General features: G+C 67.5%; 17 protein-coding genes and 1 pseudogene. 15 read left to right on the top strand and 3 right to left on the bottom strand.

From position 1 onward, the window contains the following. On the top strand, window positions 1-648 hold the full coding sequence (locus tag HWX31_RS01585; protein ID WP_174961297.1) for a TetR/AcrR family transcriptional regulator: 648 nt from the start codon (window positions 1-3) through the stop codon (window positions 646-648). Between the two features lie 12 nt (window positions 649-660). On the opposite strand, the gene HWX31_RS01580 is transcribed toward HWX31_RS01585, so the two are convergent. Further along, window positions 661-2,667, bottom strand: coding sequence for an ATP-binding protein (locus HWX31_RS01580; RefSeq protein WP_174961295.1), 2,007 nt, complete (start codon window positions 2,665-2,667; stop codon window positions 661-663). 460 nt (window positions 2,668-3,127) lie between these two features. On the opposite strand from HWX31_RS01580, the gene HWX31_RS01575 reads away from it, so the two are divergent. Both HWX31_RS01575 and HWX31_RS01570 read left to right on the top strand, forming a co-directional pair. Further along, complete coding sequence (locus HWX31_RS01575) at window positions 3,128-3,400, top strand: type II toxin-antitoxin system Phd/YefM family antitoxin (protein WP_059617920.1); 273 nt, start codon at window positions 3,128-3,130, stop codon at window positions 3,398-3,400. After that, complete coding sequence (locus HWX31_RS01570; RefSeq protein ID WP_174961293.1) at window positions 3,397-3,564, top strand: hypothetical protein; 168 nt, start codon at window positions 3,397-3,399, stop codon at window positions 3,562-3,564. The genes HWX31_RS01575 and HWX31_RS01570 overlap by 4 nt, the downstream gene beginning before the upstream one ends. Window positions 3,565-3,587: 23 nt before the next feature. On the opposite strand, the gene HWX31_RS01565 is transcribed toward HWX31_RS01570, so the two are convergent. Further along, window positions 3,588-4,544, bottom strand: a complete 957-nt coding sequence (locus tag HWX31_RS01565; protein WP_174961291.1) for a LysR family transcriptional regulator — start codon at window positions 4,542-4,544, stop codon at window positions 3,588-3,590. Between the two features lie 126 nt (window positions 4,545-4,670). Here HWX31_RS01565 and HWX31_RS01560 point away from each other — a divergent pair, with 126 nt between their 5' ends. The 11 genes and pseudogenes from HWX31_RS01560 to HWX31_RS01510 all read left to right on the top strand — a co-directional run bounded on the left by HWX31_RS01560 (window position 4,671) and on the right by HWX31_RS01510 (window position 19,448). Further along, entirely contained in the window at window positions 4,671-5,315 is a 645-nt protein-coding gene (locus HWX31_RS01560; RefSeq protein ID WP_174961289.1) for a glutathione S-transferase family protein, read from the top strand. 33 nt (window positions 5,316-5,348) lie between these two features. Continuing rightward, a pseudogene (locus HWX31_RS01555) lies at window positions 5,349-6,314 on the top strand (pyridoxamine 5'-phosphate oxidase family protein); the annotation flags it as partial. A gap of 135 nt (window positions 6,315-6,449) precedes the next feature. After that, entirely contained in the window at window positions 6,450-6,653 is a 204-nt protein-coding gene (locus HWX31_RS01550) for a DUF2970 domain-containing protein (protein WP_029226088.1), read from the top strand. Window positions 6,654-7,062: 409 nt separating this feature from the next. Then, on the top strand, window positions 7,063-9,309 hold the full coding sequence (locus HWX31_RS01545) for a TonB-dependent siderophore receptor (protein ID WP_174961285.1): 2,247 nt from the start codon (window positions 7,063-7,065) through the stop codon (window positions 9,307-9,309). A gap of 33 nt (window positions 9,310-9,342) precedes the next feature. After that, window positions 9,343-9,954 carry a nicotinamide riboside transporter PnuC gene (pnuC, locus tag HWX31_RS01540; protein ID WP_174961283.1) on the top strand — a complete coding sequence of 204 codons (612 nt, stop codon included), beginning with the start codon at window positions 9,343-9,345 and terminating at the stop codon, window positions 9,952-9,954. A 24-nt stretch (window positions 9,955-9,978) separates the two neighbouring features. Next, the gene (locus HWX31_RS01535) at window positions 9,979-11,181 is read left to right on the top strand and encodes a phosphotransferase enzyme family protein (RefSeq protein ID WP_174961281.1); all 1,203 of its coding nucleotides are present in this window, start codon (window positions 9,979-9,981) and stop codon (window positions 11,179-11,181) included. Between the two features lie 131 nt (window positions 11,182-11,312). Continuing rightward, entirely contained in the window at window positions 11,313-12,614 is a 1,302-nt protein-coding gene (locus HWX31_RS01530; RefSeq protein WP_174961279.1) for a TolC family protein, read from the top strand. 9 nt (window positions 12,615-12,623) lie between these two features. Next, window positions 12,624-14,087, top strand: coding sequence for an efflux RND transporter periplasmic adaptor subunit (locus HWX31_RS01525; RefSeq protein ID WP_174961277.1), 1,464 nt, complete (start codon window positions 12,624-12,626; stop codon window positions 14,085-14,087). Between the two features lie 32 nt (window positions 14,088-14,119). Further along, the gene (locus HWX31_RS01520) at window positions 14,120-17,347 is read left to right on the top strand and encodes an efflux RND transporter permease subunit (protein ID WP_174961275.1); all 3,228 of its coding nucleotides are present in this window, start codon (window positions 14,120-14,122) and stop codon (window positions 17,345-17,347) included. Next, complete coding sequence (gene irlR / locus HWX31_RS01515) at window positions 17,347-18,030, top strand: heavy metal response regulator transcription factor IrlR (RefSeq protein ID WP_059617900.1); 684 nt, start codon at window positions 17,347-17,349, stop codon at window positions 18,028-18,030. Before HWX31_RS01520 ends, irlR begins: the two co-directional genes overlap by 1 nt. Then, window positions 18,027-19,448 carry a heavy metal sensor histidine kinase gene (locus HWX31_RS01510; RefSeq protein WP_174961273.1) on the top strand — a complete coding sequence of 474 codons (1,422 nt, stop codon included), beginning with the start codon at window positions 18,027-18,029 and terminating at the stop codon, window positions 19,446-19,448. Before irlR ends, HWX31_RS01510 begins: the two co-directional genes overlap by 4 nt. A gap of 75 nt (window positions 19,449-19,523) precedes the next feature. Here HWX31_RS01510 and HWX31_RS01505 read toward each other — a convergent pair whose 3' ends face one another. Next, window positions 19,524-19,796, bottom strand: a complete 273-nt coding sequence (locus HWX31_RS01505) for a DUF4148 domain-containing protein (protein ID WP_174961271.1) — start codon at window positions 19,794-19,796, stop codon at window positions 19,524-19,526. A 170-nt stretch (window positions 19,797-19,966) separates the two neighbouring features. On the opposite strand from HWX31_RS01505, the gene HWX31_RS01500 reads away from it, so the two are divergent. Further along, a complete protein-coding gene (locus HWX31_RS01500; protein ID WP_244143611.1) occupies window positions 19,967-20,293 on the top strand; it encodes a hypothetical protein in 327 nt (108 codons plus the stop codon). Window positions 20,294-20,363: the final 70 nt, after the last annotated feature.

Raw genomic sequence — 20,363 nt, 5'->3', positions numbered from 1 at the left:
ATGTCAAATAGCGGAATGGAGAAAGCACTCAAAACGCAGAAACGGGGCCGCGCATACGGCGGCGTGGCGCCCGAGGTGCGCGCGGCGGAGCGGCGCGACGCATTGATCCGCGCGGCGACGCGCGTGTTCGGCACGGTCGGTTTCAGGAAGGCGACCGTGCGGTCGATCTGTCAGGAAGCGAAGCTGAACGACCGCTATTTCTATGCGGCGTTCGACAGCACCGAGGATTTGCTGCGCTGTACCTACCTGCATCACGCGGAACAGTTGCGCGACGCGGTCGCGCAGGCGGTCGCCGCGCGCGGCGGCGATCTGCACGCACGCGTCGACGCGGGGCTCGCGGCGTTCTTCGGGTTCCTGCGCGATCCGTGCGCGGCGCGCGTGCTGCTGCTCGAGGTGATGGGCGTGAGCCTGGACACCGACGCGACGTATCAGCGCGTGCTCGTCGAGTTCGGCAAGCTGATCATGGCGATCGGCGGGCGAGGCGAGGCGGTTGCGGGGGCGGAGCGCACCGAGCAGCGGCTGATCGGGCTCGCGCTGGTCGGCGCGATGACGAACGTCGGCACGGCGTGGCTGCTGACCCAGTACCGCGATCCGGAAGCGCAGATGATCGCGAGCTGCAGGAAGGTGTTGCTTGGGACGTTGGGGTAGGGCGGCCCTACTTCATTCGGATGTAGTGCCAGCCGTGTCCTCCTCCGCGACCAGTGCGGTATCGTCGTTGCTCTCCTCGAACACGCCTTCGAGGTACGCCGCGTACCGTTCTTGCAAATATTGTAGGGAGGCTTCCCGGTCCACCTGTACGTTCAGGTGATCCTGGAAGAACTTCAACCGCGCGCGATTCTCATCAAGGACTTGCGCCCACGTCTTTGCGTAGATGTTGACGTTCGGTTTGGATAGGATCACGCCGGTCTCATCCTGCACTAGATGCTCGGTGTAGCGGTCGAGCGTGTCGCTGATCACCCAAAAGTTCCACGTTACCCCAACCTTATCGAAGCGGGGATCGCTCATTACCGAGAACGCGTAACCCTGTATCTGCGTAACCTCGTCCGAACCGATCTTGACCTTCGGTGCTTTCAATTCGACGACCAAATGCGTCAATTGATTCGCGCGATGCTGCTTCGTCGCTCTCGACAGCATCAGGTCGATGATTCCCCGCATTTGCGAGATGTGCTTCACAGGCTCGTCGATCACCACTTCGCTGCCGAGCAACTTTTTATGCTCCACCAAAGCCGTGGTCAGCGATTGGTCATCCACTGACAAGGCGAACTCCTCTCCAAAGAGCCAGCAGTTGTCCGCAATGATCCGGTGCAACTGAGTCCGCTCCTTCAATCGCTTCTTCGGTTCGGGGTCGAACAGTACCGCCTCCAAGCCGCTCAGGAACTTGAGCCGGTCGGACACCACCTTGGCCGCACCGATGATCGACGATAGTGAGGTATTGCGAAGCAGTTGGGCTAGCTCCTCTTGCTGCCGCTTTGGCAGTCGTAGCACCTCGTCCAGGATGACCTGCAAGTCTTCGGGGCTGCGCTCGATCGCCTGCCGCAGCATCCGCAGTTGGAAAGCCTTGGTTTTGCTCTGGGTTGTGCGGAAGTCCGGCAGATGTCGTGCGATGTTCACCGCCACAATGTCGAATACTTGACGTTCGATCTTCTCGACCGCCGTCGCGGGGTCGCCAGAGAACGGGTAGACTTCCTCGTCCTTCCATTCCTCCACGACCGTGCGGGCTTCTTTTGCTGCCCGTGACCGAAAATGGTCCTTGATCGTCTGCTGCGCTTCCGCAATTGTGCTCAGAACGGCCGGCTGCATTTCGGCGAGATCGACCGTGCCTTCCATTTGCGCCTGATCGAAGTACGGCGAGTGGAGGTAGCCGGAGAACTGGAACTGACCAATGTGGAAGCGGCGATCCACCTGCACGAGAGGAAAACGCTGCTGGTTGCACAGATAAAGGGCTCGATTTCCGGCCGATTTCCATTCGACTACCTGTAGTCGCGCCCAATACGCTTTCCCGTCGATCTCGATGTCAGACAGAGGAAAGGATTTTTTGTCAGTGATGGCTGAGCCCGGATCGATGGCGCTCCCATCGAGCACGATCTTCGTGTCCTCGTAGTCGGCGAGGTATAGCGCAAAGACCTCGGTCAACTCCTCGCGACCGTCTTCGGTTGTGAACGTGCGGAAGTCTTTCAGCGCGTTGCGGATGGTCAGCGTCACGCCCGTATCCGTCGCATCCTTCGCTCTGGTCTCGTCGCTGATTCGGACGTGCCGGATGTCGAGGGCGGACATGCGAATCGTGTACGACCAGAATTTGCCGTCGCGCTTGTACACGACTGCCCATTCGGCGTCGCTTCCGAGGGCGAAGGCCTTGAATCGTCCACGGCCCTCCTGCCCATGCAGGAAACGTCCACCAGAGGTCTGTGTTCTGGACTTCTTCCATGAGCCGCCCAGTGAACGAAAGAAGCCGGCTGCCTCAGCGCGCGGGATACCCTCACCATCGTCCTTGACGATGATCGTGTCGAGCGTATCCAGATCGTTGTACTCGAACGAGATATCAACGTTTTTCGCGTCGGCGTCGAAGGCGTTCCAGACGAGTTCCGACAGCGCTGAAATCGGCTTCGCACGGGTCATCTTTTCGAGGAAGTCCGATTGGACTTCGACCGGATATTCTTCCGTTGCCATGCGTCTACTCCCGTAATGTGGTCCGTTCTGACTGTCGTCCTGATGCTGTTCTGCCGAAATCTAACGCCTGTGCGCGCCCTGGCCTCGCCGTTTACGAGCGTCAGCGGCGCTAGTCCGCAGTTGTTAGGTACTGTATAAGCATACATTGTTTAGCGCTTCTATGAACCGCTAGTCTTACTCCAGCGTCGTCGCTCCGCCTGTCGACGAATTGGTCACGCATCTTGTCGTTGAGGTGCTGGGAGGGCGCAGTGGGTTTTCCGAGTTTGGCGCTGGATTACGCCCAAAGTCGCATTGTTTCGAATCGTCAAAGCTCGAATGACTTCATTGGGGCGCGGGGTCGCGGTGGTGGGCCGCCTTGATGTACGCAGATTCGGTCAATCCTCGGGCCGGTCGTCGTATGTAGCGACCAAATTCGAACTATAGTCGGTCCGGTTGTCGCCAAACAGGACAAGGTGTCGCAATGAAATTTCCCACCCGAGTCAAGCCGATCAGCTACCTGAAGAGCCACGCCGCGGAGATCGTCAAAGAGATTTCCGAAAGCCGGGAGCCGATGCTCATCACCCAGAACGGCGACGAGAAACTCGCCGTCATGGACGTCAAGTCCTATGAGGAACGTGAAGAAACGCTGGCGCTCCTGAGGCTTCTCGCTCTCGGCAATCGCGAGATCGAGCAAGGTCACTCTCGTGCTGTCGAGGACGTCTTCACGGAACTCGACGACGATGGCGAGCGATGACGCCTCGTGTCGTGATTCTGCATTCTGCGGAAACAACTCTCATCGCCGGAATGAACCGCATCGTCTACGAGGTTCGCGGCGATATCGCTTATATCCATGTCGTGTGCGACACCCGCAAGGATCTGAAGTCCATTCTCTTGAGAAGGCTGCTGCGTAGCGATTGAATGCCGCCCGCGCGCGGCACGATTCACCCGGAAGCACGCTTCGACTTCGTCGCCCGCCCACGTGTCGCCCGCACCGGCGCCGCGCCAATTTTTTCCCGCATTGCCTCGATGAACGCCCGCACCTTCGGCGACGGCAGCCGCGTCGACGGAAAGATCGCGTGAATCCCGGCCGGCGGCGATCGCCAGCCGGGCAGCAGGCGCACGAGCCGGCCCGCCGCGACGTCGTCGGCGATCGAGAAATCGGTCAGCAACCCGAAACCACCGCCAGCGAGCGCGATCGCGCGGCAGGCGGTCGCGGTGTTCGATACGACGTGCGCGGTGCAGCGCACCGACGCCTTGCCGCCGCGCGCGCTCTCGAGCTCGAATGTCTGCGGGCGCGGCAGCGTCGACAGCATCACGAACGGCAGCGCCGCGAGCGCCGCCGGATCGCGCGGCAATCCCCGGCGCGCAACGAACGCCGGGCTCGCGACCGGCCACTTTTCGTATTCGCCGAGCTGCACCGCGCGATAGTTCGAATCCGTGAGACGGCCGATGCGGATCGCGACGTCGATGTTGTCGGCGACGAGGTCGACGAGGCGGTCGTTCGCGATCAGCTCGACGTCGAGCGCCGGATGCGCGTCGCGCAGCGCGACGATCGCGGGCGCGACGACCTGCGCGCCGTAGTCGATCGGCGCGCTCACGCGCAGTGTGCCGCGCAGCGGCCCCGTCTCCGACGACACCGCGTCGAGCGCGCTTTCGGTCGCGCGCATGATGTCGCGGCACGCGTCGTAGAACGCGCGCCCCGCGTCGGTCACGGCGAGCCGCCGCGTGGTGCGCACCAGCAGGTTCGCGCCCACTTCGGATTCGAGCCGCTGCATGTGCGTGCTGACCACCGTCTTCGCGAGCCCGAGCCGCTCGGCCGCCGCCGTCAGCGAGCCCGCTTCGACCACCGCCACGAAAACCGCGAGCCGGTTCAGGTTCACGTCGCGCAGATCCGCCATCGCCGATTGTCCTGTCAAAGAGGATGATGTTTCCACGATTATCCCTCTTCTGGAGACAGAGGGCGCGCGCTACGCTGGGGCCGTTCGTTGCCGGTTCGCGGCGACGCCCTTTGCCGGAGTGTTCCCATGCCCGTTGTCGAGAAGCCGTCCGTTCCGATCCGTGTCTACTCGTTTCCGCTGTCCGGCCACGCGCACCGCGTGCGCCTGTTCCTGTCGCTGCTCGGCGTGCCGTTCGAGGTCGTCGACGTGGATCTCGCCGCGGGCGAGCAGCGCCGGCCGGCCTTCGCCGCGCTGAACCCGTTCGGGCAGGTGCCCGTGATCGACGACGGCGGCGTCGTGCTGTCCGACTCGAACGCGATCCTCGTCTATCTCGCGAAGCGCTATGGCGACGCGCACTGGCTGCCCGACGATCCGGCCGGCGCGGCGGGCGTGCAGCGCTGGCTGTCGCTCGCGGCGGGGCCGATCGCGGCAGGCCCGGCCGCGGCGCGGCTCGTCACCGTGTTCGGCGCGCCGCTCGATCACGAGCAGGCGAAGCGCATCGCGGTCCGGCTGTTCGACGTGATCGACGCGGAGTTCGAGAAGCAGCCGTTCGCGGCCGGCGCGCAGCCGACCATCGCCGACATCGCCGCCTACACGTACATCGCGCACGCGCCGGAAGGCGGCGTGTCGCTCGATCCGTATCCGCATGTGCGCGCGTGGCTCGCGCGCGTCGAGGCGTTGCCCGGGTTCGTCGGCATGCCGCCGACCCGCGCGGGACTCCTCGCGGCATAACGTGCCGGGCCGCTTCCTTCAGGAGGACAAACGATGACTGCGCCGACCGTCGCCCTGCCGGGCTGGGAACTGGATGTGTCGCCGTTTCATGCGGGCGAACTTGCCGTGCAGCAGCGCGCGGGCGTGGCCGACGCCGCGAGCGCCGTCGGGCTGCGCGGCATCCGGCGGTTCATGCCCGATCAGCATCGGGCATTCTTCGCGCAATTGCCGTTCTTCGTGCTCGGCGGCGTCGACCCGGAGGGCCAGCCGTGGGCGACGCTGCGTGTCGGCGCGCCGGGCTTCGCGACGTCGCCCGACGCGCACACGCTGCGGATCGCGGGCGACGCATTGCCGGGCGATCCGCTGGCCGATGCGTGGCGGCCGGGCGCGCCGCTCGGCGGGCTCGGCATCCAGTTCGACACGCGGCGGCGCAATCGCGTCAACGGCGTCGTGCAGGCCGTCGACGGCAGCAACGCGCTGACGGTCGCCGTCGAGCAGAGCTTCGGCAACTGCGCGAAATACATCCAGAGCCGTACTCCGGTGCTCGACCCGCGCGGCGATGCGGCGCCGCCACGGCTCGAACGCTCGGCCCGGCTGAGCGACGCCGATCGCGTGCTGCTGGCGCAGGCGGATACGTTCTTCGTTGCGAGCGCGAACCTGTCGGCGGAGGCGGGCGCGGCGCGCGGCGTGGACGTCTCGCATCGGGGCGGGATGCCGGGCTTCGTACGCGTCGACGACGACGCCACGCTGACGACGCCCGATTTCAGCGGCAACCGGCTGTTCAACACGCTCGGCAACCTGCTGCTCGATCCGCGCGCGGGCTTGCTGTTCGTCGATTTCGAGCGCGGCGATCTGGTGCACGTCGCCGCGCGCGCGGAGATCGTCTGGGACGGGCCGCTCGTCGCGTCGTTCGAAGGCGCGCAGCGGGTGGTGCGGTATCGCGTGCAGGAGGTGCGGCGCAGCGCCGCAGTGATGCCGTTCCGCTGGTCGCCGGTCGAATGGGCGCCGCAGTTCGCGGCTCGTCCCGCGTGACGGACCACTGGGGCTGCACGCCATGTGCTGCCCGAAAAGCGTTCGCAACTGCTTCTGTTTTCGTCGGCGGATCGGATCGACCATAACGGCAACCGATACGATGAAAGTGAAAGGAGCAAGACCATGAAACTGCTCGGGATGATCCGTCTGGTCCTGTGGAGCTTCTTCGGCGTGCGCAACAGCAAGGCGCACGCCGCGGATCTCGAGAACGTCAACTTCACGCTGCTGCCGTTCGTGGCGATCATTCTCGCCGCGCTCGTCGGGGCGGTCATCTACGGCGTCGTGCACCTGGTGGCCGATCCGACGTCGACGATGCAGGGCTTCTGAGCACGATTGCCTCGACAACCCGATGCCGGCGCGACGATGCGCCGGCATCGGACGCTCCGAACGAGCCGCCGTCGTGATCGCCTGAACGGCCGCTGCCCGCCCGCCTGCAATCGACGATTCCGTCGTTGCGAGACGCGCCATCGAGCGATGGCGCTTCCTGTTCCGCTTTCCTCCCTTCCTGCCCGATTCCGCCGCCGGTCCGCCGCCACGGGGTAAAATGCGCGCCGCAATGCGTGGCGCGCCCGGGCGTCACGCCCGGGCCCACCGCGGACCGGCTTCCGATACGTGATGCGCCGCATCGGTCGACGACGACATCCAGGGCCATCGCACGCAGCCGCACGGGCCCGCGCCCGTCTTGCATGATCGAGCGCGTGCGACAGGTTGAGCGGCGAGTTTCAAATCCAGAAAAATGACTGTGAACAGAAGAAGAACGTCGCCGGCACTGCGGCGGCGCGCGCGTGTCGGCGTCGGTATCGGCGTCGGTCTCGGCATCACGCTTTTCGCCGCGCAGGCAGGTGCGGCTTCCGCCGATGCATCGGCGAGCGCTTTGGACGCCGATGCGGCCTCCGGCGGCGACACGCTGCCGGCCATCAGCGTGAGCGGCGCGCGCGGCGATGCGTTGCGCGCGCGCACCGCGTCGGTCGCCGGGTACGACGACGCGCCGCTGCGCGATACGCCCGCGTCGGTCAGCGTCGTCACCCGCGCGCTGCTGGACGACCAGCAGGCGAAGCGATTGAGCGACGTCGTCCGCAACGACGCGTCGGTCAGCAACGCTTACGCGCCGGTCGGCTATTTCGAAGGCTTCTCGATTCGCGGCTTTCCGGTCGATCTCGCGAGCGCGATCCGCATCGACGGCCTGACGGTATCCGGCGAGCAGAACGTGCCGCTCGAGAACAAGGAGCGCGTCGAGATCCTGAAAGGGCTCGCGGGCATCGACAGTGGCGTCGTCGCGCCGGGCGGCGTGATCAACTTCGTGACCAAGCGGTCCGCGAACGTCGCGAGCGTGACGACGGGCGTCGACAGCCGGGGATCGACGTCGGCCGCCGTGGATCTCGGCCGGCGCTTCGGCCCCGACAACCAGTTCGGCATCCGGATCAATGCGGCGAAGGAGAACATGCATTCGTACATCGACGGCACGAACGGACGCCGCACGTTCGGATCGATCGCCGCCGACTGGGACATCAGCCCGCGCGCAAGCCTGCAGCTCAATGCGGAATTCCAGCAGTGGATCCAGCGTTCCGCGCCGGGGTATCAGCTGCTCGGCGGCACGGTGGTGCCGTCCGTCAAGTCGACGTCGAAGGCGCTCGGCACGCAGCCGTGGGCGAAACCGGTGACGACCGACGCGTTGAACCTCAACGCGCGCTTCGACTACCAGTTCAACGACGACTGGAAGGCGTACGTCGCCGCGGGCCGCAGCCGCACGATGATCGACGACAACAGCGCGTTCGCGTATGGCTGCTCGTATGCGGCGAGCTGCGCGGCCGGCGCGACGTCGCCGTTCTTCTTCGGCCGGAACGGGGATTTCGACGTGTACGACTTCCGCAGCCCGGGCGAGTACCGACGCAACGACGACGTGCGCGCGGTGACTACGGGCAAGTTCTCGACCGGACCGGTGCGCCACGAGCTGACGGTCGGAACGAGCGTGCAGCGGCGCGTCGTGCACATGGCGGACGCCGTCTACGACTATGTGGGCAGCGAGAACGCTTACGGCCCGGACGTCACGTTCGCGCCGTCGCCGAACGTGCCCGGGCCGTCGTATCCGCGGCTCGACGCGTGGCAGTACGCGGTGTTCGGCGCGGACCGGATCAGCTTCGGCGACCACTGGCAGGTGCTCGCGGGCGGCAAGGAGGTGCTGCTGCGACAGCGGAGCTGGAGCAGCATCGACGGTCCGCAGACCCGCACCGACCGCTCGGTGTTCCTGCCGCAGGTCGCGCTGGTCTACAAGCCGGTGAACGCGCTGTCGCTTTACGCGTCGTACAGCAAGGCGCTGTCGCTCGGCGATCAGGCGCCGGTGCGCGCGACCAACGCATATGCGTTCCTGCCGCCCGTCGAATCCCGCCAGATCGAGGTCGGCGCGAAATACGACTGGCTCGACCGCCTGAGCCTCACGGCTGCGGTATTCTCGATCAGCAAACCGTTCCAGTTCGCGCAGCCCGACGCGTCGAACAGCCGCTACACGTTCGTGCAGCGCGGCACGCAGCGGCACCAGGGGATCGAGCTCGGCGCGGCCGGGCAGGTCACGCAGCGGCTGTCGCTGACCGCGACCGTGGCGGCGATTCGCGCGCGCGCTTACGATTCGGGGTCGCCGGCCTACGAAGGGCATCAGGTCATCAACGTCCCGGCGCTGCGTGCGTCGCTGTATGCGGATTATGCGGTGCCCGGTGTCGCCGGCCTCGCGCTGCTCGGCGGCGTCGATTACAGCGCGAGCCGCAATGCGAACGAGGAGGGCACGGCGCGCGTGCCGGCGTGGTTCGTGTTCAATCTCGGCGCGCGCTATGCGACGAAGATCGGCGGACACCGCACGGTGCTGCGCGTGTCGGTCGACAACCTGTTCAACAAGTTCTACTGGCGGGATGCGGGCGAGCAGCAGGGCGACGCGTACCTGTTCCCCGGCGCGCCGCGCACCGCGCGCGTGTCGCTGACTTACGATTTCTGATCGCGGTTCGACCTACACTGGAGAGAACGAACGATGTCCACCCTTGAAATCGCCGGCGTGATCGTCAGTGCGCTCGCGATCTGGCTGACCGCGAAGCGGCGCATGCTGTGCTGGCCCGTCGGGCTCGCGTCGGTCGCGCTGTACGGCTGGATCTTCTTCGACGCGAAGCTTTATTCGGACATGCTGCTGCAGGGCGCGTTCGCGGTGCTGCAGGTGTACGGCTGGCGGCGCTGGCTCGCGCAGCGCGTGGACCGGGCGGACGGCATGGCCGGCGGTGCTGCGTCGCACGGCGCCGTCGTGCCGGTCAGCGGCGTCACGCCCGCGAAAGTGCTGCCCGACCTGATCGCCGCGGTCGTGGGCAGCGCGCTGCTCGGCGGGATCATGGCGCGCTGGACCGATGCCGCGCTGCCGTTCGTCGACGCTTCGCTGACCGCGTTCAGCCTCGTCGCGCAATACTGGACCGCGCGACGCTACATTGCGTCGTGGGGCCTGTGGATCGTGGTCAACGTGGTCTATGTCGGGATGTTCGTCGTCAAGGAGCTGTACCTGACTGCGGGGCTCTATGCGCTGTTCATCGGGCTCGCGGTGATCGGCTGGCGCGACTGGCGCAACACGGCCGCTTCAATGCGCGCTGCAGCGAGCTGATTCATTTCCGGAGGCCTGTCGCCGATGTCCAATCCGACCGAGTCGACCGCGCTCGTGGCCCACGCGGACGCCGATGCGATCGCGCCGCCGCAGTTCGGCGTCGACGGCGAGCAGGCCGAACGCGACTGGCCGCTGATCACGCGCGACGAGGTGGCCGCGATCCTCGCGCGGATCGACGACGCGGGGCCGCCGGCGCAGCTCGCGTGGCACAGCCCGCGGCCGTTCTCGGCGGCCGTGCTGGTCCATACCGCACGCGGCCGCGCGCTGTTCGTCAAGCGTCATCACGTGAGCATCCGCGACGTCGCGGGGCTCGAGGAAGAGCATCGTTTCATCGCGCATCTGCGCGAGCGCGGCATTCCGGTCCCCGACATCCTGGCGGACCGCGACGGCGCGACCGCCGTGACGCTCGGCGACTGGACCTACGAGGTGCACGCGGTGGCGCCCGGATGCGATGCGTATCGCGGCGTGATGTCGTGGAAGCCGTTCATGCATCCGTCGCACGCTTATGCGGCCGGGCAAGCGCTTGCGCGCCTGCATCATGCGTCGGCCGGCTTCGATGCGCCGGCCCGGCCGGTGCGGCTGCTGCTGTCGAGCTTCAGGGTGCTGTCGTCGGCCGATCTGCCCGGCGCGCTCGAGCGCTGGGTCGCCGCGCAGCCGCTGCTCGTGCGTGCGCTGGCCGCGCGCAACTGGCGCGACGATATCGCGGATGCGATCGGCCCGTACCACGCGCGTTTTGCGCCGCTGCTGCCGGCATTGCAGCCGCTGTGGACCCACGGCGACTGGCATGCGTCGAACCTGCTGTGGAGCGACGGCGAGCCCGGCGCGCAGGTGTGCACGGTGCTCGATTTCGGGCTGTCGGATCGCACCTGCGCGGTGTATGACGTCGCGCTCGCGATCGAGCGCAACGCGATCGACTGGATGGCGCCGGCCGACGCGCGCAAGGTCGAATACGCGCAGATCGCCGCGCTGCTCGACGGGTACGAGTCGCTCGCGCCGCTCGATGACGACGCATATGCGGCGCTGGTGGCGCTGCTGCCGATCGTACATGCCGAGTTCGCGCTGTCCGAGGTCGCGTACTTCGACGGCATCGTCGGTTCGCCCGAGACGGTCGACGTCGCGTACGACGGCTATCTGATCGGGCATGCGCGATGGTTCGGCGAACGCGATGGAAGGCAGTTGCTCGATTGGCTCGAACACCGCAGGCGCACACGCAAGCGAATTGCCTGAACGACGCATCGCATGCGGCGGCCGCGCAGCACTTCGCGTGCCAAAAATGACGGAAATATCATGTTCGCATCATGTTTGCACAGCGGCAGGACCGTAGCATCGGTCGCGAAACTGTCAATGCAGACTCGAACATGCTCATGCGTAACCTGGCTGCGCTCGCCGTCCTTGCGGCGGCCGCTTCGGCTCATGCCCAGCCTTCCCTGATTCGATCGTCGGCCGGCGAAGTCACCGTCGCCGCCGCTTCTTCCCCACCGTTGACGCTCGCCGACGCGCTCGGCATCGCGGCCCGCAACAACCCCGCGTTGCGCGGCGCGCTCGCCGATTCGAACGCGTCCGTCGGCGCGCTGATGCAGGCCGGCGCGCGGCCCAATCCCGAACTGTCGTTGCTGCAGGAAGGCTTCGGCGGCACCGAGCGCACCACGACCGCGCTGGTCAACCAGACCATCGAGCTGGGCGGCAAGCGGCGTGCGCGGCTCGACGTCGCCGCCTACGGCCGCGAAGCCGCCGTCGCGTCGCTCGACGAACAGGGCGCCGCCGTGCGGGCCGACGTGACCAGCGCGTTCTACGGGCTGCTCGCCGCGCAGCGGCAACTTCAGGTAACCGAAGAATCGGCCGCGCTCGCCGCACGCTCGGCCGATCTCGCGGGCCGGCGTGCACGGGCGGGCAAGGTCTCGCCGGTCGAGGCGACCAAGGCGCAGGTCGCCGCGGCGGCCGTGCAGATCGACGTCGCGACCGCGCGAAGCCGCGTGGAAATTGCGCGGGAAAAACTGAATGCGGCGACGGGCAGCGTGCGCACCGAAGCGCGCGTCGCGGTCGGCGACCTCGAAGCCGTGCCGGCCGTGGCGCCGCTTGCCGCGCTCGCCGAGCAGCTCGCCGACGCGCCGCTCGCCCGGGTCGCCCGCGCGGAAATGCTGCGCTCGAACGCGGCGGTGTCGCTGGAGCGCGCGAGGCGCATGCCGGACGTCACCGTCAGCGCGGGCATGAAGCGGGTCGTGACGGTAGGCGTGCCCGACAACCAGGCCGTCGTCGGCATCGCCATTCCCATTCCACTGTTCGACACCAACAAGGGCGCGCTGCTCGAAGCGACGCACAAGGCGGAACGCGCTAACGCCGATCTCGATCGCGCGCGCGCGCGCCTGCGGCTGGAACTGACGCAGGCCTATGCGAACTACGAAGCCGCCGCGCAGGAAGCGCAGCGCCTGAAAGCCGACATCCTCCCCGCCGCGCGCGTCGCGCTCGACGCGATGTCGCGCGGCTACGAACTCGGGAAGTTCAGCTTCCTCGACGTGCTCGATGCGCAGCGGACCCTGTTCCAGGGGCAATCGCAGTACGTGCGGGCGCTTGCCGACGCGCATGCCGCCCGCGCCGACATCGGCCGGCTCGTCGGCACGCCGCTGGCGAGCGTCGCGCAAACGCCGCCCACCTCACCCTGAAGGACCCTCATGTCGCGCAGCAAACTCCTCGTCATCACGGTGGCCGTCGCCGGCGTCATCGTCGCAGCAGTCGCCATCGCCCGCAGCGGCGCGGATCAGGCATCCGCGCGCGGCGCGGCCGGCGTCGCGCCAGCCTCCGAAGCCGCCGGTCGATACGGCGGCGTCGTGCTGAAGAACGGCAAGCTCTCCGTCGAGATCGTGATGACGGAAAAGCCCGGCGATGCGCGCCTCGTCGTCTATCCGTTCGTCGACGGCAAGCCGGCCGGCGACGGCGTGTCCGTATCCGGCGCGCTGGTCCGCTACGACGGTTCGCGCGAAGCCGTGCGGTTCGACCCGTCGGGCCAAAAATTCACGTCCGCGCAGCCGATCCGGAAGCCGCACGTGTTCGACGCGACGATCGACGTGAAATGGCCCGGCGGCACGGCCGCGTTCCCGTTCTCGCGGGCGGACGGCGCGCTCGCGCTGAGCGGCGCGCAGATCGAGGCGTCGCGGATCGGTGTCGCCAAGGCCGGGCCCGCGCAGATCGCCACGCCGTTCCAGTTGCCGGGCGAGATCAAGTTCAACGAGGATCGCACCGCGCATGTCGTGCCGCGCGTGGCCGGGATCGTCGAGCAGGTCGCGGTGTCGCTCGGGCAGAACGTCGCGAAGGGGCAGGTGCTGGCGGTGATCGCGAGCACGGACCTCGCCGACCGGCGCAGCGAGCTGCTGACGGCCGAGCGCCGACTGTCCGCGGCCCGCATCACTTACGAACGGGAAAAGACGCTGTGGCAGGAGCGCATCTCGGCGGAACAGGATTACCAGCAGGCGCAGGTGCAACTGCGCGAAGCCGAGATCGCGGCGCAGAACGCCCGGCAGAAACTGGCGGCGCTGAACGCGCCGGCCGGCGCGAAGGCATTGAACCGCTACGAGCTGCGCGCGCCGTTCGCCGGCACCGTGGTCGAGAAGCATGCGACGCCGGGCGAAGCGATCGCAGCGGACGCGAGCATGTTCGTCGTGTCGGACCTGTCGTCGGTGTGGGCCGAGATGGCCGTGCCGGCGCAGCGGCTGAACGACGTGCGGGTCGGCCGCGACGCGACCGTCAGCGCGGCCGCGTTCGAGTCGCGCTCGAGCGGCCCGATCGCCTACGTGGGCGCACTGCTGGGCGAGCAGACGCGCACCGCGCCGGCGCGCGTCGTGCTGCCGAATCCCGACGGCGTATGGCGGCCCGGCCTGTTCGTCAACGTGTCGGTCGACGCGGGCCGGCAAAGCGTGCCGCTGGCCGTCGCCGGCGACGCGCTGCAGGAGATCGACGGCGAGCCTGCCGTGTTCGTGCGCTCGCCGAAAGGCTTCGTCGCACAGGCCGTCGAGATCGGCCGCCGCGACGAGCAGTCCGCCGAAGTGCTCAAGGGGCTCAAGCCCGGTCAGGAGTACGTGGCATCGAACAGTTTCGTGCTGAAGGCGGAGCTCGGCAAGGGAAGCGCGGAACATGAATAAGCAGGCGTTTTCGGTTTCAGAGGATCATTGCCATGTTTGAACGCCTGATTCGTTTTGCGATTGCGCACCGCTGGCTCGTGATGCTGGCGATCGCCGCCGTCGCGGCGCTGGGCATCTTCAGCTATCAGAAGCTGCCGATCGACGCCGTACCGGACATCACGAACGTCCAGGTCCAGATCAACACGCCGACGCCCGGCTATTCGCCGCTGGAAGCGGAGCAGCGCATCACCTACGCGGTCGAGACCGCGATGGCGGGGCTTCCCGGTCTCGAGCAGACGCGCTCCATTTCGCGGTATGGCCTGTCGCAGGTGACCGTCATCTTCAAGGACGGCACCGACATCTACTTCGCGCGGCAGCTCGTCAACGAGCGCATCCAGGAAGCGAAGGACAAGCTGCCGCCCGGCGTCACGCCGACGATGGGGCCGACGTCGACCGGCCTCGGCGAAATCTACCTGTGGACCGTCGAGGCGGACGCCGCCGCGCGCAAGCCCGACGGCACGAGGTATACGCCCGCGGACCTGCGCGAACTGCAGGACTGGGTCGTCAAGCCGCAGCTGCGCAACGTGCCGGGCGTGACCGAAGTCAACTCGATCGGCGGCTACGTGAAGGAGTTCCGCGTCGCGCCGAACCCGACCAAGCTGATGTCGTACGGGCTGACGCTCGCGGACGTCGTGCGCGCGCTCGAGCGCAACAACGACAACGTCGGCGCCGGCTACATCGAGAAGCGCGGCGAGCAGTACCTCGTGCGCGTGCCCGGCCAGGCGCGCTCGGTCGACGATATCGCGAACGTCGTGCTGACGAACGTCGGCGGCGTGCCGGTCAGGATGAAGGACGTCGGCCAGGTCGACATCGGCCGCGAGCTGCGCACCGGCGCGGCGACGTCGAACGGCGAGGAGGTGGTGCTCGGCACGGTGTTCATGCTGATGGGCGAGAACAGCCGGTCGGTCGCGAAGGCGGTCGCGGCGAAGATGGCGGACGTGAACCGGACGCTGCCCGCGGGCGTGAGGGCGATCCCGGTCTACGACCGCACCGTGCTCGTCGAAAAAGCCGTCGCGACGGTGAAGAAGAACCTGCTGGAAGGCGCGATCCTCGTGATCGCCGTGCTGTTCCTGTTCCTCGGCAACCTGCGCGCGGCGCTGATCACCGCGCTCGTGATTCCGCTGTCGATGCTGATGACCTTCACCGGGATGGTCAACGCGAAGGTGAGCGCGAACCTGATGAGCCTCGGCGCGCTCGACTTCGGCATCATCGTCGACGGCGCGGTGGTGATCGTCGAGAACTGCGTGCGGCGGCTCGCGCATGCGCAGGCGGCCGCGGGCCGTCCGCTGACGCGGGACGAGCGGTTCGCGCAAGTGTTCGGCGCGTCGCAGGAAGCGCGTCGCGCGCTGGTGTTCGGCCAGCTCATCATCATGGTCGTGTACCTGCCGATCCTGGCGCTGACCGGCGTCGAGGGCAAGATGTTCCACCCGATGGCGGTCACGGTCGTGATGGCGCTCGCGGCGGCGATGGCGCTCACCGTCACGTTCATTCCGGCGGCCGTCGCGCTGTTCATCGGCGAGCGCGTCGAGGAGAAGGAGAACCGCCTGATGGGCTGGGCGCGGCGCGCCTACGAGCCGGTGCTGGCCGCGTTCATGGTGCGTCCGGCGCGGGTCATGCTGGGCGCGGCGGCGATCGTCGCGGTCACGCTCGGCCTCGCGACGCGCCTGGGCAGCGAGTTCATCCCGAGCCTGAACGAGGGCGATCTCGCGGTCGCCGCGCTGAGGATTCCCGGCACGAGCCTGTCGCAGTCGGTCGACATGCAGAAGTCGATCGAGAAGACGCTCAAGCAACGCTTCCCGGAGATCGAGCGCGTGTTCGCGCGGACCGGCACCGCGGAAATCGCCGCCGATCCGATGCCGCCGAACCTGTCGGACGGCTACATCATGCTCAGGCCCGTGGACCAGTGGCCGGACCCGAAGAAGCCGCGCGAGCGGCTCGTCGCGGAAATCGAGGCGGCGCTCGCCGATCTGCCGGGCAACGCGTACGAGTTCTCGCAGCCGATCCAGCTGCGCTTCAACGAGCTGATTTCCGGCGTGCGCAGCGACGTCGCCGTCAAGATCTTCGGCGACGACATGGCGGTGCTCAACCGGACCGGCGAGCAGATCGCGGCCGTGCTGCAGAAGGCGCCCGGCGCGTCGGAAGTGAAGGTCGAGCAGACGACCGGCCTGCCGGTGCTCACGATCAACCTCGACCGGGACAAGCTCGCGCGCTACGGCGTGACGGTCGCGGACCTGCAGGATACGGTGGCCGCGGCGGTCGGCGGACAGAAGGCCGGCACGCTGTTCCAGGGCGACCGGCGCTTCGACATCGTCGTGCGCCTGCCGGACGAATTGCGTTCGGACATCGAAGCGATCAAGCGGCTGCCGATCGCGCTGCCCGCGCCGGCGGCGCTCGGCGCGAGCGGCACGGCGGTGCAGGCGCCGTACGTGCCGCTCGCGGAGCTGGCGACGATCGAGGTCGCGCCGGGGCCGAACCAGATCAGCCGCGAGGACGGCAAGCGGCGCGTCGTCGTCAGCGCGAACGTCCGGGGCCGCGACGTCGGCTCGTTCGTCGCCGCCGCGCGCGAGCAGCTGCAGCAGGACGTGCGGATTCCCGCCGGCTACTGGGTTTCGTGGGGCGGGCAGTTCGAGCAGCTGCAGAGCGCGAGCGAGCGCCTGAAGCTCGTCGTGCCGCTCGCGCTGTTCATGGTGTTCGTCCTGCTGTTCGTGATGTTCAATAATGTGAAGGACGGCTTGCTGGTGTTCACCGGCATTCCGTTCGCGCTGAGCGGCGGGGTCGTCTCGCTGTGGCTGCGCGGCATTCCGCTGTCCATCACCGCGGCGGTGGGCTTCATCGCGCTGTCCGGCGTGGCCGTGCTGAACGGCCTCGTGATGATCTCGTTCATCCGCAACCTGCGCGACGAAGGCGCGCCGCTCGACGCCGCGGTGCGGGAAGGCGCGCTGACGCGGCTGCGGCCCGTGCTGATGACCGCGCTCGTCGCGTCGCTGGGCTTCCTGCCGATGGCGTTCGCGACCGGTACGGGCGCCGAGGTGCAGCGGCCGCTGGCTACCGTCGTGATCGGCGGTATCCTGTCGTCGACCGCGCTGACGCTGCTGGTGCTGCCGGTGCTGTACCGCGTCAGCCATGCGGTATCGTGGCGAACGGCGTTCAGGGCCGGGCTCGGCGCCGGTGCGCCGATGCGGGTGCTGAGACGGCTGGGTCTCTTCAAGGGTAATGTGTAATGCGGATTTTGATTGTCGAAGACGAACCGAAGACGGGGGCCTATCTCCGCAAGGGGCTGACCGAGGCCGGGTATGTCGTCGACTGGGTGGAGGACGGCATCACCGGCCTGCACCAGGCCGAAACGGAAGACTACGACCTGCTCGTGCTCGACGTGATGCTGCCCGGCCAGGACGGCTGGACGCTGCTGCAGAACCTGCGCCGCAGCAAGTCGACGCCGGTGCTGTTCCTCACCGCGATGGACGACGTCGGCGACCGCGTGAAGGGCCTCGAGCTCGGCGCGGACGACTATCTCGCGAAGCCGTTCGATTTCGTCGAGCTGACCGCGCGCATCAAGTCGATCCTGCGCCGCGGGCAGCCGCGCGAATCGAACACGTTGCGCGTAGCGGATCTCGAGCTCGACCTGACGCGCCGCAAGGCCACCCGGCAGGGCGACACGATTCTGCTGACCGCCAAGGAGTTCGCGCTGCTGTGGCTGCTGATGCGGCGGGAGGGCGAGATCCTGCCGCGCGCGACGATCGCGTCGCAGGTGTGGGACATGAATTTCAACAGCGATACGAACGTCGTGGATTCCGCGATCCGCCGGCTTCGCTCGAAGATCGACGACGCCTACGAACCCAAGCTGATCCACACGGTGCGCGGCATGGGCTACGTGCTCGAAGCGCGCGACGGCACGACCCGATGATCCGGCGCCTGCTGCCGCGCACGCTGCGCGGGCGCCTGACCGCGCTGATCATCCTGTCGACGTCCGTGATCCTCGCGTCGAGCGGCGTCGCGCTCTACGAGGCGCAGCGCAACCGCATCGAGACGTCGGCCGCGGAGCAGTTGAGCGGGATCGTCGCCGCATTGCGCACGCATCTGGCCGACGCGCGGACGACCGCCGACGTCGCGCGGAACACGGACGTGTGGGTCGACCAGCTGCACGGCCATCCGAACATGGCGCTGGCCATCTACGACGCCGCCGGCAATCGCCTCGTCGGCACCGGCGGGTTCAGCGCCTATGCGCCGCTGCTGTCGCTGGACGCGCGCAACATGCCCGCTGCCTTCGCCGCGCCGCGCTCGACCCTGAGCTATCTCGTCGCGACCGCGCCGCTTGCCGGCGCAGCCGCACCCGCGCCCGTCGTGCGCGTCGTGGTTCAGTACGATCGGCGCGCTGACATCCAGCAGCTGCGCACGCATGCGTACACGATCATCGTGATCGAGGTATTCGGCGTCGCGCTGGCTGCCGTGATCGCGTACGGCATCGCGGCGCTGGGATTGAGCCCGCTGCGCCGCTTCGCGGCCCGCGCGGAACAGATGTCGACCAGCCGGCTCGCCCATCCGCTGCCGGAACTCGACACCGCCGGCGAGCTGAAGGAACTGGAGCACGCGTTCAACGGGATGCTGGCGCGGCTCAACGAATCGTTCACGCGCCTGAGCCAGTTCTCGTCGAATCTCGCGCACGACATGCGCACGCCGCTCACCAACCTGCAGGCGGCCGCGCAGGTCGCGCTGTCGCAGCCGCGCAGCGCCGACGAGTATCGCAGCGTGATCGAATCCGGCATCGACGAATATCAGCGGCTGTCCAGAATGATCGAGGACATGCTGTTTCTCGCGCGTTCGGAGCAGGCCGGCACGTCGATCGACGTGCGCCGCCTCGACGCCGCCGTGGAGGCGGAACGCGTCGCGGGCTATTACGAACCGCTCGCCGAGGACGCCGGCGTGTCGGTCAGGGTCGACGGGCACGCATGGGTGGACGCGGACCTGACGCTGTATCAGCGGGCGTTGAGCAATCTGCTGTCCAACGCACTGGCTTATGCGCCGCGCGGGAGCGTGATCGCGATCGACTGCATGGGAGTGGACGGCGCGACGACGATCGCCGTCTCCGACACGGGGCCCGGCATCGACGCGCAACACGTCGCGCGCATTTTCGAGCGCTTCTATCGTGTCGATCCGTCCCGGCACAATTCCGCGTCGGGGACGGGGCTCGGCCTCGCCATCGTCCGATCGATCATGGACAACCACGGCGGCGAGTGCGGCGTCGACAGCGAGCCCGGCAAACGCACGACGTTCTGGCTGCGCTTTCCGCACCGGGCGGTCGCGGCGAAGCTGCCTCGCGTGTGACGTCGCGCTCGCGCACCCGCGCGCGCCGTGCGGGTGCGGCGCGGGCGCCCGATGCGCAATCGGGCGGGCGCGGTGTCAGCGCCCGGCGAGATTGTCGTGGCGGTCGGCCTGCGGCGACGCGTCGCCCGCATGGACCGAGATGCCGTGCAGTTCCTTGTTGCGCGTGACGATGTCGGTGGTCGGCGGATACTGGGTCTTGGTCGCCGGCACGACGCCGTCGTGCTGCGCCTGCTTCAGTTCGTCGACGACTTGCGCGCGGGACTTGCCCTGCGCATGGGCGGCCTGAGCCGCGATGCCGAGCGACAGCGTCGCTGCGACGAAAACTGCTGCCATCCTTGCTGCTTTCATTGCGTTCTCCTTGAACGTGGCCGCCGGTTGGCGAGCCGTGCAGCCAGTATGCGCAGCGGGCCGTGCGCGACCATGATCGGAACATGAGAAATGCGTCAGATTCGGGCGCGCTGCGGACATGACGCAATCGTCATGTCCGCGTCATCGATGCGATGCGCGCCGGGACGAAGATGAAGTGGGCCACGGACCGCTGCCCGGCGGTAGCCGTGGCATCCATGCCGTTCGCGCTTGCGCTCCGGAAAGCGGACGGTCCTGCTTCCACTTCAATTCCGACCCGCAAAGTGAATCACATCGATCGTCGTCTTTCCGTCATCGCAGTCCTGATCATTTCGTTGCTCGCCGGATGCGTTTCCTCGGGTGTCGGCGAAAGGAAGGCGGTTGCCGGGTATCCGGCGCCCGGCGAACAGGTCGACTATGCGGGGCACCGCTGCGGCAATCCCAATCTGCACGTCAAGACGCATCCGTGCGTGTTTCCGCAACCCCGCGCGGCGCAATGATCGCCGCGGTCGCGGCCATGCATGAAAAAAAGCCCGGACACGTCGCGCGTCCGGGCTGAATGCGTGGCCA

The sequence above is a fragment of the Burkholderia ubonensis genome (assembly GCF_902833085.1).
GTDB lineage: Bacteria > Pseudomonadota > Gammaproteobacteria > Burkholderiales > Burkholderiaceae > Burkholderia > Burkholderia ubonensis.
Note: the sequence above shows the minus strand (reverse complement) of the source record. Positions and strands in the feature narration are given on the sequence as shown.

Bases quoted from the DNA above. Each gene is read 5' to 3' on its own strand.
- HWX31_RS01585 (WP_174961297.1), top strand. From the start codon at position 1: ATGTCAAATAGCGGAATGGAGAAAGCACTCAAAACGCAGAAACGGGGC.
- HWX31_RS01580 (WP_174961295.1), bottom strand. From the start codon at position 2,667: ATGGCAACGGAAGAATATCCGGTCGAAGTCCAATCGGACTTCCTCGAA.
- HWX31_RS01575 (WP_059617920.1), top strand. From the start codon at position 3,128: ATGAAATTTCCCACCCGAGTCAAGCCGATCAGCTACCTGAAGAGCCAC.
- HWX31_RS01570 (WP_174961293.1), top strand. From the start codon at position 3,397: ATGACGCCTCGTGTCGTGATTCTGCATTCTGCGGAAACAACTCTCATC.
- HWX31_RS01565 (WP_174961291.1), bottom strand. From the start codon at position 4,544: ATGGCGGATCTGCGCGACGTGAACCTGAACCGGCTCGCGGTTTTCGTG.
- HWX31_RS01560 (WP_174961289.1), top strand. From the start codon at position 4,671: ATGCCCGTTGTCGAGAAGCCGTCCGTTCCGATCCGTGTCTACTCGTTT.
- HWX31_RS01550 (WP_029226088.1), top strand. From the start codon at position 6,450: ATGAAACTGCTCGGGATGATCCGTCTGGTCCTGTGGAGCTTCTTCGGC.
- HWX31_RS01545 (WP_174961285.1), top strand. From the start codon at position 7,063: ATGACTGTGAACAGAAGAAGAACGTCGCCGGCACTGCGGCGGCGCGCG.
- pnuC (WP_174961283.1), top strand. From the start codon at position 9,343: ATGTCCACCCTTGAAATCGCCGGCGTGATCGTCAGTGCGCTCGCGATC.
- HWX31_RS01535 (WP_174961281.1), top strand. From the start codon at position 9,979: ATGTCCAATCCGACCGAGTCGACCGCGCTCGTGGCCCACGCGGACGCC.
- HWX31_RS01530 (WP_174961279.1), top strand. From the start codon at position 11,313: ATGCTCATGCGTAACCTGGCTGCGCTCGCCGTCCTTGCGGCGGCCGCT.
- HWX31_RS01525 (WP_174961277.1), top strand. From the start codon at position 12,624: ATGTCGCGCAGCAAACTCCTCGTCATCACGGTGGCCGTCGCCGGCGTC.
- HWX31_RS01520 (WP_174961275.1), top strand. From the start codon at position 14,120: ATGTTTGAACGCCTGATTCGTTTTGCGATTGCGCACCGCTGGCTCGTG.
- irlR (WP_059617900.1), top strand. From the start codon at position 17,347: ATGCGGATTTTGATTGTCGAAGACGAACCGAAGACGGGGGCCTATCTC.
- HWX31_RS01510 (WP_174961273.1), top strand. From the start codon at position 18,027: ATGATCCGGCGCCTGCTGCCGCGCACGCTGCGCGGGCGCCTGACCGCG.
- HWX31_RS01505 (WP_174961271.1), bottom strand. From the start codon at position 19,796: ATGAAAGCAGCAAGGATGGCAGCAGTTTTCGTCGCAGCGACGCTGTCG.
- HWX31_RS01500 (WP_244143611.1), top strand. From the start codon at position 19,967: ATGAAGTGGGCCACGGACCGCTGCCCGGCGGTAGCCGTGGCATCCATG.